We start from the raw sequence: 15072 nt of genomic DNA on the forward strand, positions 1-15072 counted from the left end.
ATGTTGCGGCAATGTGATGAAAAAGGATCTAGAATGAGCCGTGAAATAACTTTCTTCAGTCGCTTTGAACAAGACATCTTGGCCGGTCTCAAGACCATCACCATTCGGGATGCCAGTGAATCTCACTTTGAACCCGGTGAGGTCTTACGTGTTAGCCGTAATGAAGACAACGTATTCTTTTGCATGATTGAAGTCCTGTCAGTCACGCCGGTACGGCTGGATGCGTTAACCGAGCTGCATGCTCGGCAGGAAAACATGTCGCTCAGCGAGCTGAAGCAGGTGATCAAGGAAATCTATCCGGGGCTGGATGAGCTGTTTGTCATCACCTTCGCGAAGCGCTGATCTTTCGCCAGACCAGTTGTGAGCCAAGGGCAAATGCCTGCGGATAGCGTAAATCACAACTGGAGGGAATATGAGAACAACAGGTCTGAGTTTAGCCGTAGCACTGTTGGCCATGGCAGGTTTAACCACGACGGTGCAGGCGCAAGAGCAACGTAGCGCCAAAGTGGCGCAATGCGCGGGTCTGCAACCGGCAGACGTTGCTGCACAGGTGAAACGCGATTATCTACAAAACCGCATTACACGCTGGGAATCGGATAAAAAGCTGCTGGGTACCGCTACCCCGATCGCATGGGTAAGCCCGGACGCTATTTCCGGCAAAGATGCCGTCTGGCAGGTGCCGTTGACAGTGCGCGGCACTAAGCAGGATAAAACCTACAACGTCACCCTCGACTGCAATGCGGGCAAAATCACCTACAGTGAACCACAGTAATACCCGATTTCTGGCGGTGTCGTTTACGTTTGCCTGCCTGAAAATATTAAGCCCGCCTTATTCAGCGGGCTGTTTGTTCCAGGCTAGTGTTAGTCAGTAAATGGGATGACCAATTCACCCGGTTTTACTTCCAATCCTTTGGCCAGTTTCTTGGCCATTGCCTCTGTTTTACTGTTGTTCGGGTTCAGAACGTAGGCCGGTTTTTGATCAAAATAGGATTTTAGCGACTGATTCAGATACGGCGTCAGCGCTTTCATCACTGTCTGCATTTTCTCCGGCTGCACGCTATAGTCAGTCAATTCCATGTCCTTCAGGAATACCGCGCCTTGCTCACGATCATAGACCGGTTGTGCTTTCAGCGTTAGCTTCAAATCTGCCGTCTGCGGGCCGAGAATCGAGGTAATATTCACTTTCGCATCGCCAGAAAGGGTAACCTTGCCGGGTTCACTGCGGCCAATTTGGCTCTGCAATTGAGTCAGTACGATATTGGCGTCCAGCAACCCCGGCACACCGATCTGCTTTTGGTAATCGTTATGTTTTTGCAGGTAGTCGTTCACTTCTTGCTCGCTGAGCGTGTACTGGGTCAGCTGATTGCAACCGACCAATGCGCCGACGAACGCCAGGGCAGCAACACCCATTAAAATCTTCTTCATAAGTACTCACATGTAAGGGGCGACTAAAGCGCCCTGATTGCTATGGGCGCAGTATACAGCGCTCATTCCGGAACCTGGGATAATATTGATAGTGCGCGGGAAATCTGACATGACCTATCGGATAACGCTGAAATTGTTTAGCGTCGCAGACGCAGCACCAACAACAACACGCCACCAAGACAGGCCAGTGCACCCAGTGCAGGAAACAGCGGGATGCCCCATAGGTGCACCGATGATTGCATCAGGAAAGGTGCCAGGCCGAGAGCGAAGGCGGCGGTGACGATGGCTATGGCCAGCGTGACGGCGGCCCGTTCCAATGCTTTGCTCAGCTGATCAATGTTCTTGAGGTTGATGTCGGCGCTGAGCTGACCGCGTTTCAGCCGACGCATTAACAGGCGTAGCGTCTGCGGGAGTTCTTCACCTGCGTCGAGTGCCTCACCGCCCAGTGCCAGCATGCGTCGTCGCACCGCTTCTGGGGCGTAACGTTGCAACATGACCTGTTGCAGCATGGGTTTTAGGGTCGCGATGATATCGAAGTTGGGATCTAAGCGGTGCAGTACACCATCTGCGGTGATTAAGGCCTTGAACAACAGCACCAGATCCGGCGGTAGCGCCAGCTGATGTTCGCGTGCCATTACCAGCAAATCAGCCAGCGCCTTGCCCAACGTTAAGGTGGCAGAGGCTTGCTTATCGAGAAAGTTTTGGGCCGCCAACTCCAGATCCAGAAGATCCAAAGGATCGCTGTCTGACCAGGCGATCAAGGTATTGACGATCCCTCCGGATTCCCTTTCAGCAATGGCTTGCAGCAACAGCAATAGCTGATTGCGTCGCCGTTCGGAAAGCTGGCCGACCATGCCAAAGTCGATAAAGCCGACACGGTTATCCGCTAGGGCCATAACGTTGCCCGGATGCGGATCGGCGTGATAGAGACGGTGCTCCAGCACCATTTTCATAAAGGCCTGAGCGCCGCGTCGTGCGAGCAGCGGGCCATCGAAGCCTGCCGCTGCCAGTTGTTGCGGATTTTCCGGTGCTATACCGGGCAAAAATTGCTGCACTAGCAGGCGCTTTGACGACAGCGGCCAATAAATTTTCGGGATGACGACATCGGGTTGCTGTGCAAACTGTTGGGCGACCCGCTCACAGTTATTGCCTTCGTGAGTCAGATCCAGTTCATGATTAAGTGCGGTTGCCAGCGCTCGTACCATCTGACGTGGTCGATAACGAGCCAATGCCGGACTTTGCTGCTCTACGGTTTCCGCCAAATAGGCCAGAAGGCGCAAATCGGCATGAATGGTTTTCGCCAGGCCGGGGCGCAGCACTTTGATCACCACGGCTTCACCACTGTGCAGCCGGGCACGGTAAATTTGCGCCATTGATGCAGCCGCCAGAGGCACGTCGTCAAACTCAGCAAACAGGTTGTGAGGATCCCCACCCAAGTCCGCTGTAATTTGTGGCGCCAGTTCGCCCCAGGGTAAGGTGGCGGCTTGACTGTGCAGACGATCAAGTTCGTCAGTCCAACTTGAATCCAGCAAGTCTGAGCGAGTTGCCAGAATTTGGCCAAATTTGACAAAGGTGGGTCCGAGCGCTTCCAGTGCGGCGCGCAAACGCTGCGGCAATGTTTGGCTGTCTTGTGGCTGATTGCCCACGTCATTGCTGCCCAGCAGGGTGCTCAGGCCGAGCAGGCGAATGACATCTTGTAATCCGTAGCGGATGAGTACCGCAGAAATCTCTTTCAGCCTTGCCCGATCGCGGGCAGTGACGAGCACCATTTTTAACATTTGCGCGCTATATCCTTATTGCATGGGATTACTGTTCCATATCGAACAACAGCGGTATATCGCTACGCTGTGCCATACGGTTGCGATAGGCTTCCACGTTTTCCGGAAGTGTCAGCCCGGCGACGATCGACAACGAACGCAGCAGTGGGAACAGGTGAATATCGTCTTCAGACAGCGTACCCTTTACTGCTTCAGGGGAGACAATCAGCCTGGAAAGTGCCTGGAGGTCCGTTTCCAATTGGGCAATCAAATCGGCACTGTCACCGAGGTGCTTCGCAAAACTGCCGATTGATGCCTGCTTTTTATCGGTGAAGTATTGGCGTGCACCGTCAGTGGCGAATTCTTCGAAGTCAGCATTGGCAAAACGGGGCAGCAATAAGTAAAGGCTATAGCTGCCGACGCGCTGCAACCAGTCGGCGATCGCTGGGTTGGTTTTCCCCGTCAACAGCGGTTTGCCATCAAGATTATCGACGTAGTGCACGATATCCATGCTTTCAGGCAGATAGCTGCCGTCATCTTTTTGCAAGATAGGGGCCATTTTCTTGCCAATCATACTGACAGGCGTCGCTTCATCATCGCTGAGTAAGGTGACCAGGCGAACGGGCAGGTTTTTCAGGCCGAAAATCATGCGGGCTTTAACGCAGAATGGGCAATGATCGTAGATAAACAGTTTCATGCTTGCTCCGGTTGTCAGGTTTTAATAGCAATAGTTATCACAGCATACTGAGGCTGTCGCGAAGAGTTCTTGCGGGAAGGTGCGTTATTGTTGTTTGATCCGCGCATTTAGCGCGGATCAATGCGGGGATTATTTTTTTGTCGGGACGGAATTAATCACTTCTATCAGATGCATTCGCGCCTCTTCCAAATCGATTTTATCACGCTCGGTGGTGGCATTGACGATCTGCAGTTGTTTGACAATGTCATTTTTCAGGCCGGCATTCTCGGCAATAATGTGGGCCAGCGCCTTTTCTACCAATGTTGAGCGCGCGTAAAGCATACGCAGATTCAGCACCATGTGTTCCAGCAACTGCGGTAATTTGTTTTCATCACTCATCGCCAACGTCTCCCGTTTGTGTTTTTACTATCAGGATAGCAGCTGTGAGAAATTCGGCTGATTTTCTGGCAACTTAGAGAAAAAACTCAGCCTCCGCGCACAATCGCAGTGGTGGCACCCCGTGGGCTGAACTGCCAATAAAGCGCAAACAGGGTAATAAAACCGACAATGCCAAGCAGGATCCACGGCAGTTCTGGCATGTTCATCGCGTGACCGGTGTCATACATCCAACCACCGCCGGTGTAACCCAACGCGCCACCCAGCGCCAACCCGAGGCGACTGAACCCCATATAGCTCCCGCGTGCCCGCGGATCTGCCAGCGAGGCACTCAGGGTTTCACGTGCCGGTTCGGCGATGATTGAGCCGAGATAGAAACAGCAAATCAACGTAAAGACGCCCTGCAGACTGGTTGCCAACCCCACTGGCAGCAGGCTGAGCGTCATCAGCAGGAGGCCAGCCATCAGCCGTTGTTCCAGGCGGAAACGTTTCTCGCTCCAGCGTGCCAATGGATAAAGCAGTGACAGCGACAGCGCAGCTTCAATGGCATACATCCACTTTACCGCGGTCGGTGAACCGGCGATTTCATTAACGACGATGGGCAGCATCAGCATGACCTGTACCGACAGCATGTAATACCCGGTAAGTGTCAATACGTAGGTAAGGAAACGGCGATCGCGCAACACGCGCATCATGCCTTCCTTCATCGGCGTGCGTACGGTGGAAATGCGGTACGCAGGCAATAACCAGGCGTTCCAGCCCGCTGCCAGTACAAAAATGGCTGCGCCGACCCAGCAGACAAAATGGAAATCGTATTGCAGCAGCCAACTGCCGATCAAGGCACCAATCACCGCGCCAGCGCTGTCTTGCATCATCAAGAGGGAGTAAAAGCGGCCGCGCTCATGTGGACGGGTGAGCTTAATGACCAACGCAGTGCGTGGTGGGTCAAACAGCGTGCCGCCGAGGGCGGAAAGGGCGCAAGAAAACCAGAGCAACCAGGGCTGATCGGCCATTGCCATCGTCGCGAAGCCTGCGGCGCGCATCAGCATACCGGTGACAATCATCGGTTTGGCGCCAAATCGGTCGGCGATCGCACCACCGAAGATCCCCAAACCTTGTTGGATTAACTGCCGTAAACCTAGCGCAGCGCCGACCACGACGGCCGCCCAGCCAAGCTGATCGACAAAGCGGATCGAAATAAGTGGAAAGACCACAAAGAAGCCTAAAACCACCAACAGGTTATCGAGTAATAGAAAATATTTACCCAAGCTCCGAGCTTGCGATACCAGAGACATGCTTCACCACGAGCAATTAAGAGGGAGAGGAGTGCGACCGCTCTAGTTTGTACCCAATCCAGGATTGCCGATAGGGGCGGGGTAGATAATATTTTTTTATCGTCAATACGTTACCTGCGCGGCAAAACCGCACAAAAATAGCCGTAAAATGGCCAATCGCTTATTTACTGAGCTGTCTGGGTTTTACCTCCTGGGCTGGCTGCGGTTATATTAAATGAGGGTATATGCGGTTCTGCGCTGGTCGTTAAGACATAATGATTCAGGATAAGTCTGCCGCAGGATTATTATCCGGACATGCGCCCAATAAATACTTCTTATCGAACCGTTCTGACTGCGGGGGAAATGATGTTTGGCTACCGCTCTGCATCACCAAAAGTACGCCTCACCACCGATCGGATGGTCGTCCGTTTAGTTCATGAACGCGACGCTTACCGGTTAGCGGAATACTATGCCGAAAATCGTGCATTTCTCAAACCCTGGGAGCCCGTGCGTGATGAAAGCCACTGTTATCCATCCGGATGGCAGGCGCGGCTGGGAATGATCACCGAAATGCAAAAGCAGGGCAGCGCCTACTATTTTATCCTGCTTGATCCCGACGAACATGAAGTGCAAGGCGTGGCGAACTTCAGCAACGTGCTGCGCGGTTCGTTTCATGCTTGTTTCCTCGGCTATTCATTAGCTGAGAAATGGCAGGGACAAGGACTGATGTACGAGGCGTTGCAGTCCGCTATCCGTTATATGCTGCGTCAGCAACGCATGCACCGCATCATGGCTAACTATATGCCGCATAATCAGCGCAGCGGTGCATTGTTGACCCGGTTAGGGTTTGAACGTGAAGGTTATGCCAAGGATTATCTGCTGATTGACGGGCAGTGGCGGGATCACGTATTGACCGCATTAACCAATAAAGAATGGCTACCGCCACGCTGAGGCCAAACAATGAAATATGAATTAAGCGCTAAAGAAGCCAGAGTGATCGGCTGCCTGTTGGAAAAGCAGGTCACGACGCCAGATCAGTATCCCCTTTCCCTTAACGGCATTACGTTGGCCTGTAACCAGAAAACCAACCGTGAACCTGTGATGGATCTGGCGGAAAATGACGTGCAGCAACTCCTTGATCTGCTCCTGAAGAAGCATTTCTTACGGACATTAAGTGGGTTCGGTAATCGGGTCGTTAAATATGAACACCGTTTCTGCAATTCAGAGTTCGGTCAGTTAAAGCTGTCTGCGGCAGAATTGGCGATAATCACGACGTTATTGCTGCGTGGCGCCCAAACGCCCGGTGAGCTCCGCACCCGTACCAATCGCATGCATGAATTTAATGACGTCACTGAAGTGGAACAGGTGCTGGCCAATTTGAGCGCCCGTGAGGATGGCCCCTTTGTGGTGCGTCTGGCGCGGGAGCCGGGCAAACGTGAAAGCCGGTTCATGCATTTGTTCTGCGGCCAAATCGATGAGGCACCTGCTGAGGTGTTACCGTCTGAAGAGACAGAATTGCACGAACGCGTAACTGCGCTGGAACACGAAGTGGCGCAGCTCAAACAACAATTGCAGGCGTTATTGGCTCGGGGTGCAGATGAGTAAATTGCGTGTTGGTGTTGTGGGGTTGGGAGGGATTGCTCAAAAAGCCTATTTACCGCTCCTCAGCCAGGCGGTGGACTGGGTTTTGGTGGGCGGTTTCTCTCCCAATCAACAAAAAGCACAGCCAATATGTGACAGCTACCGTATGGCCTGTTTCTCGGGGTTAGACAGTCTGGCACAGCAATGCGATGCGGTGTTTGTTCACAGCAGTACCGCCAGCCATTTTCAGGTGATCGGTGAATTGTTGCGTCATGGCGTTCACGTTTATGTCGATAAACCGTTGGCCGAAACCGTGGAACAGGGGGAGCAACTGATTGCCCTGGCAGAAAAACAGGGTAAAGCGCTGATGGTGGGGTTTAACCGCCGTTTTGCACCCTTGTATCAACAACTGAAACAAGACATGTGTCAACCTGCGTCGATCCGCATGGAAAAACACCGTGCGGACAGCGTTGGGCCCAATAATATGCGGTTTACCTTGCTGGATGACTATCTGCATGTGGTGGATACCGCATTATGGTTGGGCGGCGGCGCTGTGCAGTTGCTCAGCGGTTGCCTGCGTGGCACAGAGCGCGGTGAGCTGTTATATGCCGAGCATCATTTTGAATGTGGTGAAACACAGATAACTACCAGTATGCATCGCCGTGCTGGTAGCCAACGCGAAAGCGTGCAGGCAGTGTCGGATGGCGCGGTATATCAGTTGAACGATATGCGTCAGTGGTGGCGTGAAGACGCCCAGGGCGTTTTGGAACAACCGGCCCCGGGGTGGCAAACCACGCTGGCGCAACGGGGTTTTGACGGTGCGGTTCGCCATTTTATCGCTTCTGTGAGTAATCACACTGCACCAGAAACGGCTGGAGAGCAGGCCATTGCCGCCCAACGGGTGATTGAAACGCTGCTGCGTGATGCCGGTTTGTAAGATAACTCTATGTAACATATGGCGGTAGCTATTCTGCTGCGGATGGGTAAACTGAGCCGATAGTTTTACTGACGCCTGCTGATGCAGGCGTCAACATTTACAGGGCGTATCAGAAAAACCACATGAACCTACTAAAATCACTGGCAGCCGTCAGCTCTATGACGATGTTCTCACGGGTGCTGGGCTTTGCCCGTGACGCGATCGTGGCGCGGGTGTTTGGTGCCGGTATGGCAACAGATGCCTTCTTCGTGGCATTCAAGCTTCCCAACCTATTGCGGCGTATTTTTGCCGAGGGGGCGTTTTCCCAAGCTTTTGTACCTATCCTGGCCGAATATAAAAGTCAGCAGGGGGAAGAGGCTACACGTACTTTCATTGCCTACGTTTCAGGTCTGTTAACGTTGGTGTTGGCGCTGGTGACGGTGCTTGGTATGTTGGCGGCCCCTTGGGTGATTTACATTACCGCGCCGGGCTTTGTCGACTCACCGGACAAGTTCGCCCTGACGTCATCGCTGTTGCGCGTCACCTTTCCGTATATTCTGCTGATCTCGCTGGCTTCATTGGTCGGTTCGATACTCAATACCTGGAACCGCTTTTCGATCCCCGCTTTTGCGCCGACGCTGCTGAACGTGAGCATGATAGGCTTTGCGCTATTTGCCGCGCCTTACTTCAATCCTCCGGTCATGGCACTGGCCTGGGCGGTGGTGGTCGGCGGGGTACTGCAACTGGGTTACCAGCTCCCACATCTGAAGAAGATTGGCATGTTGGTGCTGCCGCGTCTCAAGCTCGGCGATGCCGGCGTGTGGCGGGTAATGCGTCAGATGGGGCCCGCAATTTTTGGCGTCTCCGTGAGCCAAATCTCGCTGATAATCAACACCATTTTCGCCTCATTTCTGGTCTCTGGTTCGGTATCCTGGATGTATTATGCGGACCGTCTGATGGAATTTCCTTCTGGCGTGTTGGGCGTGGCACTGGGCACGATTTTGCTGCCGTCGTTGGCAAAAAGTTTCTCTAGCGGTAATCACGACGAGTATTCCCGATTAATGGACTGGGGGCTGCGTCTGTGCTTCCTGTTGGCGTTGCCGAGTGCCATTGCACTGGGTATTTTGGCCAAACCGTTGACGGTATCGCTGTTCCAGTACGGCAAGTTCAGCGCCTTCGATGCTGCGATGACGCAACGCGCATTGGTCGCCTATTCGGTAGGCTTGATGGGGTTAATTGTGGTGAAGGTATTGGCCCCCGGTTTTTATTCGCGTCAGGACATCAAAACGCCGGTTAAAATCGCCATTATCACGTTGATTTTGACCCAGGTGATGAACCTGATGTTTATTGGCCCGTTGAAACATGCAGGCCTTTCACTGTCGATCGGTTTGGGCGCCTGCCTTAATGCCTCACTGCTCTACTGGCAATTGCGTAAGCAGAAGATTTTCCACCCGCAGCCGGGCTGGGCAATGTTCTTGACCAAGTTGGTGATTGCGGTGATTGTGATGTCAGCGGTATTGGTTTGTGTGATGTGGCTGATGCCTGCCTGGGATCAAGGCAATATGCTTGAGCGTTTATTGCGTCTGTCGCTGGTGGTTGTCGCCGGTGTCGTGGCCTACTTTGGTGTATTGGGGGGATTGGGTTTCCGTCCACGCGACTTTGCCCGCCGAGTGGCATAAGCAGAGATTCCCCGTTTTCAACGCGTAAAAAAGGGTCGCCTCGGCGACCCTTTTGCGTATTCAGCGCGGATGGCTTACATACGCTCGACGGTTTCGATACCCAGTGTATCCAACCCGGCTTTCAGCGTCTTCGCGGTCAGTAAGGCCAGTTTCAGGCGGCTTTGACGAGCTTCTTCGCTGTCTGCGTTCAGGATCTGACAGTGTTCATAGAAGCTGGAGAACAGGCCCGCCAAGTCGTACAGGTAGCTACACATCACGTGTGGTGTGCCGTCACGTGCTACGGTGGTGATGACTTCTTCAAACTGCAGAAGGCGTGTCGCCAATGCAATCTCGCGTTCTTCCGTCATGACCAACGGCAGGGTCAGATTGCTTTCGTCGACGCCGGCACGTTTAAATACGGAAGAGACACGGGTATAGGCATACTGCATATAAGGCGCGGTATTACCTTCGAACGCCAGCATGTTGTCCCAGTCGAAGATATAATCGGTGGTACGGCTTTTTGACAGGTCGGCATACTTCACCGCACCGATGCCAACGGCATTGGCCAGGTTTTGCATTTCTTCTGCGGGCATGTCCGGGTTTTTCTCGGCGATCAGCTTAGCGGCACGATCGACGGCTTCATCCAGCAGATCAGACAGTTTTACCGTGCCCCCTGAACGGGTTTTGAACGGCTTGCCGTCTTTACCCAACATCATGCCGAACATGTGGTGTTCGAGCGAGAGAGAGTCCGGGATATAACCGGCTTTACGCACGATGGTCCAGGCCTGCATCAAATGCTGGTGCTGACGCGAGTCGATGTAATACAGCACCCGATCGGCGCCCAGCGTCTCATAGCGGTATTTAGCACAGGCAATATCGGTAGTGGTGTACAGGTAGCCGCCATCTTTCTTCTGGATGATGACGCCCATAGGCTCGCCGTCTTTATTTTTGTATTCATCGAGGAATACCACGGTTGCGCCTTCGCTTTCTACTGCCAGCCCCTTAGCCTTGAGATCGGCGACGATGCCAGGCAGCATCGCGTTATACAGGCTTTCGCCCATGACATCGTCTTCGGTCAGGGTCACGTTCAGCCGGTTATAGGTCAGCTGATTTTGCGCCATGGTGATGTCGACCAATTTACGCCACATTTTCAGGCAGTATTGATCGCCACCTTGCAATTTAACGACGTAGGCGCGCGCGCGCTCGGCGAACTCTGCGTCTTCGTCATAGTGCTTTTTCGCTTCACGATAGAACTGTTCCAGGTCAGACAGATCCATATCGCTGGCGTTTTCGTTCTGCATTTTTTCCAGATAGGCAATCAACATACCGAACTGGGTGCCCCAGTCGCCGACGTGGTTGGCGCGGATCACTTTATGGCCCAAAAACTCCTGCGTACGTGCAGCAGCGTCACCGATAATGGTGGAACGCAGATGGCCGACGTGCATTTCTTTCGCCACGTTAGGGGCTGAGTAGTCGATAACGATGGTTTGCTGTTCGACAGGGGCAATATCCAGTTTTGGCGCACTCAATACGCGGTCGGTTTGCTGTGCGACCCAAGCGCTGTTCAGGAAGATATTGATAAAGCCTGGACCGGCGATTTCCACTTTGCTGGCGATGTCGCCGAGCTCAAGGAGCTGCACCACTTTTTCTGCCAATTGGCGGGGTGGCATGCCAAGTTTCTTGGCAACGGACATCACACCATTGGCCTGATAGTCACCAAACTGTGCTTTTGCTGACTGACGGACCTGCGCTTCGCAATCGGCTGGCGCGCCTGCGGCAATCAGCGCCTGGCTGACTTTATCTGAAAGAAGAACCTGAATATTCACCGGGTTACCTTAATGACGAACGAGGGGCCGTGTGCCATGCCCCTACGGGATTCAAAGGTGGTTTTCTGGCTGCACGTCAAGACGGCGGCCCACCACAAAACAGCCTGTAATTGTAACCGATTTGAGGGAGGACGTCAGCAGTTGGCGAGGGATAAGCTGAAAGTCGCGGAGCGCTAAATGAGAGGAGTAAACGGATAAAAAAAGAGAGGGAATGAAGAGACCAAAATAGGCAAAGCTAGTGCCTTTTTTTCCGACGACCACCGTCTAACGTGTTATTGCGGCGTGATTTGAAATGACGGAATATCGCGTATGCGGCAATAACTATCAATAGCAGGGACATTATTAAAAGTATCATAACTAATTATCTCAAACTCAATTTTCACTAAAGTAGCTTAATTGATATTTTCACGCAATTGCACAAATCTTGTTTAGGATGATTCTCATGTTGTTTTTATTTTAATTTATTATAAAACAATGAGTTATAATAAAAATCTTATTGTTTTTTCATTTCTATTGTGCCAGTGGGTGCTGTCTTCTTAATCATATGTATCTCTTGTTAATGCGATTTTATAACTTAATAAGTTAGTAGTATTCTTAAGTCTTACGTCATGATTAAACGTTATAAACTTATGCAACAATGAGTTTTCGGAATTAAAAACTGGGAAAAACGAAACACGGCTGTAATAAAATCTAAATAAATTGTTATTTTGTGCTTTTTATAACCAGCTGCATTCCTGGTTTAGTTGATGGCCGCACTCTGCACCAAAAAAGTCCGCTTGCCGAAGGTTTCCGTATGGATAGCTGAGCCTTCGGCGTGTAAATTACACCACCTGAAAATCGCTTTCCGTTGTTTCGAGGATTCTATGACGACTTTTACGGCCATTGCCGAGCTTAACGATTTGGTGCTGGATCTGCCGCGCTTTGAACAGGCACTGAACCGCTTTGCCGAGAAGTTGCACCTGGATTTAACACAGTTCAGTGCGGATCACATATCGGTACGCTGCCATCAAAACACAACGGCCGATCGCTGGCGCGAAGGGCTACAACAGTGTGGCTCACTGTTGTCTGAGGCGATAATCAAGGGGCGTCCTATTTACCTGTTTGATCTTCAACAACCCCTTAACGTGGGACCTTGGCAGATTGACTGTATTGAGTTGCCTTATCCCGGAGATAAACGTTATCCGCATGAAGGCTGGGAACATGTGGAACTGGTACTGGGTGGCGATCCTGCCACGCTTTACGCGCGCGCGCTGGCTCAGTTGCCTGATGAAGCGCTATTGGCTCAAGGGATAAAACTGAAACAGAGTTCGCCACAGACTGATGGGGAGCGTTTGCCGAACCCGACGTTGGCGATCACCGACGGCAGCGTGACGATCAAGTTTCATCCCTACTCGATTAGAGACGTTGTCGCCAGCGAACAACGTTAGCCTGACATTAGTGAGTGGGTGGCCATCAGCATACGATCCAACGCTTGGGTGAGTAGCTCGCGCCGACAACCAAAATTCAAGCGGACAAAATGCCGGTTACCAAAATCCAGGCCCGGGCTTAATCCAACGCCCGCCCGTTCAAAAAAGGCGTGCGGATTGTCGACGGCCAGTTGACGGCAGTCTATCCACGCCAGGTAGGTTGCCTCAATCGGTTGTAGCTGCAGGCCGGGCATGGCATTAATACGCTCGGTCACCAAATCACGGTTGGCACGCAGATAAACCAACAGTTCGTCCAACCACTCTTGCCCATGCTGGTAGGCTGCCTGTGCGGCAACCAGCGCCAGTATATCCACTTCAGGTACGATGCCACTGCGTGTGCGGATCAGCTTTTGCCGCAAAGCAGGGTTGGGCACAATCGCCATCGAGGCACCCAGTCCGGCAATATTAAAGGTTTTCGACGGCGACATCAGCGTAATGCTGCGCTGTGCGGCATCCTCATTTAACGTGGCAAAGGGGATGTGCTGACACCCTGGTTCAAGCAGGAGATCACAATGGATTTCATCGGAACAGACGATCAGATCGTGGTTTTGAGCGAACGAATGTTGCTGTAACAGCTCTTGCCTGCGATAGACAGTGCCGCCCGGATTTTGCGGGTTACACAACAGCAGTAATTTTTCTTTGCCATTGAGCTGTTCCGGGATGGAGGTGAAATCTAATCCCCATCGCTTCTCCTTCAGTGCCAGCGGTACCTGCAACTGCGAGCGTCCAGCGAATTTCGCGGCTTTGCGAAACGGGGGATAGATCGGTGATGGTGCCAGCGTGCCTTCGTTTTCAGCCGTAAAAGCCCGCACGCATAAATTTAGACCACAAACCAATCCAGGCAGGAAAATCAGCCATTCAGGATTGATACGCCAGCTATAGCGTTCTAGCATACGCTGGCTAAAAACCTCAATGAGTTCAGGGGATGGATGCCCATAGCCGAACACGGCATGGGCCACTCGTTGCTGTAATGCATCGATGATAGCGGGTGGTGAAGGGAAGTCGGTGTCAGCAACCCAGAGCGGAATAATGTCGCGGTCACGATATTTATCCCACTTAACGCTGTCACTGTGACTACGGTCTACCCATTGATCAAAATTGAATGCCATAGTTACTACCCTGAGCTGGTTTATACCTATGTCCGTCATATTGACGTTGCATTTTTGTTACGTGATGCAGCTCCAATTATTTAGGGGCTCTGTATGAGCCTACGTGAGAAATGGAAGAATTAACAATTACTGTCACATGTTAGCCGTCATCTGGGGGTGACAATGATTAAACTGGAAGTTTGTTGCTATAGCGTCGATTGCGCGCTGACGGCTGAGCGGGCAGGTGCCGATCGTATAGAACTGTGCGCCAGTCAGAGTGAGGGGGGGCTGACACCCAGCTACGGTTCATTACGCCTGGCGCGGGAGCGGGTCAGCGTACCTGTGCATCCGATCGTTCGCCCGCGGGGCGGCGATTTTTGTTATAGCGCCGTAGATTTTGACGTAATAAAGCACGATATTGCGCAAATCCGCGACATGGGTTTTGCCGGTGTGGTGGTTGGAATGCTGGATGAAGAAGGGCATATCGATCTGCCGCGTATGCGCGAAGTGATGCGCTTAAGCGGCAATATGGCGGTGACTTTCCATCGTGCTTTTGACATGTGCCAAAACCCGATGGCCGCGCTTGATCAGCTCACACAATTGGGCGTCGCGCGGATACTGACATCCGGTCAGCAGCAAAATGCAGAGCTGGGTTTACCCTTGCTGCGTGATCTGGTGCAGGCTAGCCAGGGGCCAGTGATTATGGCCGGGGCAGGAGTTCGGCTCAGTAACTTGCACAAGTTCGTTGATATTGGCATTCAGGAAGTGCATAGCTCATCCGGCCATGAAGTGCCTTCGACCATGCGCTATCGCAAGGCTGGCGTGACCATGTGTTCAGACAGCGAGGTTGATGAATTTAGCCACTATTGCGTCGATGGCGAAATGGTAGAGGCGATGAAAAACGCGTTGGCACTGGTTGATCCGTTGGCGCAGAGTGCATAAGTACCCAGCTATCGTTGTTTAGACGGAAAGAAGCCATGGTACGCGCATAAACTTATAGCAGGCCCCG

General features: G+C 52.4%; 15 protein-coding genes. 8 read left to right on the forward strand and 7 right to left on the reverse strand.

Annotated elements, in window-relative coordinates:
• Positions 1 to 33: 33 nt before the first annotated feature.
• Together yqfB and yebF are read left to right on the forward strand one after the other, a co-directional pair.
• Positions 34 to 342, forward strand: coding sequence for a N(4)-acetylcytidine aminohydrolase (yqfB, locus tag AC2FCQ_RS00975; RefSeq protein ID WP_209634026.1), 309 nt, complete (start codon positions 34 to 36; stop codon positions 340 to 342).
• 70 nt (positions 343 to 412) lie between these two features.
• Positions 413 to 772: a protein YebF gene (gene yebF, locus AC2FCQ_RS00980; protein ID WP_209634024.1), complete on the forward strand. Its 360-nt coding sequence runs from the start codon at positions 413 to 415 to the stop codon at positions 770 to 772.
• A gap of 89 nt (positions 773 to 861) precedes the next feature.
• Here the strand turns inward: yebF and AC2FCQ_RS00985 are convergent, their stop codons facing one another.
• The 5 genes from AC2FCQ_RS00985 to mdtH all read right to left on the reverse strand — a co-directional run bounded on the left by AC2FCQ_RS00985 (position 862) and on the right by mdtH (position 5549).
• A complete protein-coding gene (locus AC2FCQ_RS00985; protein WP_490308199.1) occupies positions 862 to 1425 on the reverse strand; it encodes a lipoprotein in 564 nt (187 codons plus the stop codon).
• A gap of 137 nt (positions 1426 to 1562) precedes the next feature.
• Complete coding sequence (locus AC2FCQ_RS00990) at positions 1563 to 3203, reverse strand: ABC1 kinase family protein (RefSeq protein WP_209634022.1); 1641 nt, start codon at positions 3201 to 3203, stop codon at positions 1563 to 1565.
• Positions 3204 to 3231: 28 nt separating this feature from the next.
• Positions 3232 to 3879 carry a glutaredoxin 2 gene (gene grxB / locus AC2FCQ_RS00995; protein ID WP_404759412.1) on the reverse strand — a complete coding sequence of 216 codons (648 nt, stop codon included), beginning with the start codon at positions 3877 to 3879 and terminating at the stop codon, positions 3232 to 3234.
• Positions 3880 to 4008: 129 nt separating this feature from the next.
• A complete protein-coding gene (locus AC2FCQ_RS01000) occupies positions 4009 to 4257 on the reverse strand; it encodes a hypothetical protein (RefSeq protein ID WP_209634017.1) in 249 nt (82 codons plus the stop codon).
• 86 nt (positions 4258 to 4343) lie between these two features.
• A complete protein-coding gene (mdtH, locus tag AC2FCQ_RS01005) occupies positions 4344 to 5549 on the reverse strand; it encodes a multidrug efflux MFS transporter MdtH (RefSeq protein ID WP_265553664.1) in 1206 nt (401 codons plus the stop codon).
• Between the two features lie 345 nt (positions 5550 to 5894).
• Between mdtH and rimJ the strand changes: the two genes are divergently transcribed.
• The 4 genes from rimJ to murJ all read left to right on the forward strand — a co-directional run bounded on the left by rimJ (position 5895) and on the right by murJ (position 9704).
• Positions 5895 to 6479, forward strand: coding sequence for a ribosomal protein S5-alanine N-acetyltransferase (rimJ, locus tag AC2FCQ_RS01010; protein ID WP_037419996.1), 585 nt, complete (start codon positions 5895 to 5897; stop codon positions 6477 to 6479).
• Between the two features lie 9 nt (positions 6480 to 6488).
• A complete protein-coding gene (locus tag AC2FCQ_RS01015; protein WP_490308200.1) occupies positions 6489 to 7133 on the forward strand; it encodes a DUF480 domain-containing protein in 645 nt (214 codons plus the stop codon).
• Complete coding sequence (locus AC2FCQ_RS01020; RefSeq protein ID WP_209634011.1) at positions 7126 to 8046, forward strand: Gfo/Idh/MocA family protein; 921 nt, start codon at positions 7126 to 7128, stop codon at positions 8044 to 8046. Before AC2FCQ_RS01015 ends, AC2FCQ_RS01020 begins: the two co-directional genes overlap by 8 nt.
• 122 nt (positions 8047 to 8168) lie before the next feature.
• On the forward strand, positions 8169 to 9704 hold the full coding sequence (murJ, locus tag AC2FCQ_RS01025; protein WP_037419854.1) for a murein biosynthesis integral membrane protein MurJ: 1536 nt from the start codon (positions 8169 to 8171) through the stop codon (positions 9702 to 9704).
• Between the two features lie 74 nt (positions 9705 to 9778).
• On the opposite strand, the gene argS is transcribed toward murJ, so the two are convergent.
• Positions 9779 to 11509, reverse strand: coding sequence for an arginine--tRNA ligase (gene argS / locus AC2FCQ_RS01030; protein WP_209634009.1), 1731 nt, complete (start codon positions 11507 to 11509; stop codon positions 9779 to 9781).
• An 863-nt stretch (positions 11510 to 12372) separates the two neighbouring features.
• Between argS and AC2FCQ_RS01035 the strand changes: the two genes are divergently transcribed.
• Entirely contained in the window at positions 12373 to 12936 is a 564-nt protein-coding gene (locus AC2FCQ_RS01035) for a VOC family protein (protein ID WP_209634007.1), read from the forward strand.
• On the opposite strand, the gene AC2FCQ_RS01040 is transcribed toward AC2FCQ_RS01035, so the two are convergent.
• Positions 12933 to 14084 (reverse strand): MalY/PatB family protein, encoded by a 1152-nt coding sequence (locus AC2FCQ_RS01040; protein WP_490308201.1) that lies wholly within the window; start codon positions 14082 to 14084, stop codon positions 12933 to 12935. The genes AC2FCQ_RS01035 and AC2FCQ_RS01040 overlap by 4 nt on opposite strands.
• Before the next feature lie 162 nt (positions 14085 to 14246).
• On the opposite strand from AC2FCQ_RS01040, the gene cutC reads away from it, so the two are divergent.
• On the forward strand, positions 14247 to 15005 hold the full coding sequence (gene cutC / locus AC2FCQ_RS01045) for a copper homeostasis protein CutC (RefSeq protein WP_265553658.1): 759 nt from the start codon (positions 14247 to 14249) through the stop codon (positions 15003 to 15005).
• The last annotated feature ends 67 nt before the right edge of the window (positions 15006 to 15072 follow it).

It is taken from the genome of Serratia sp. CoH_134_PS_4, from assembly GCF_058190535.1.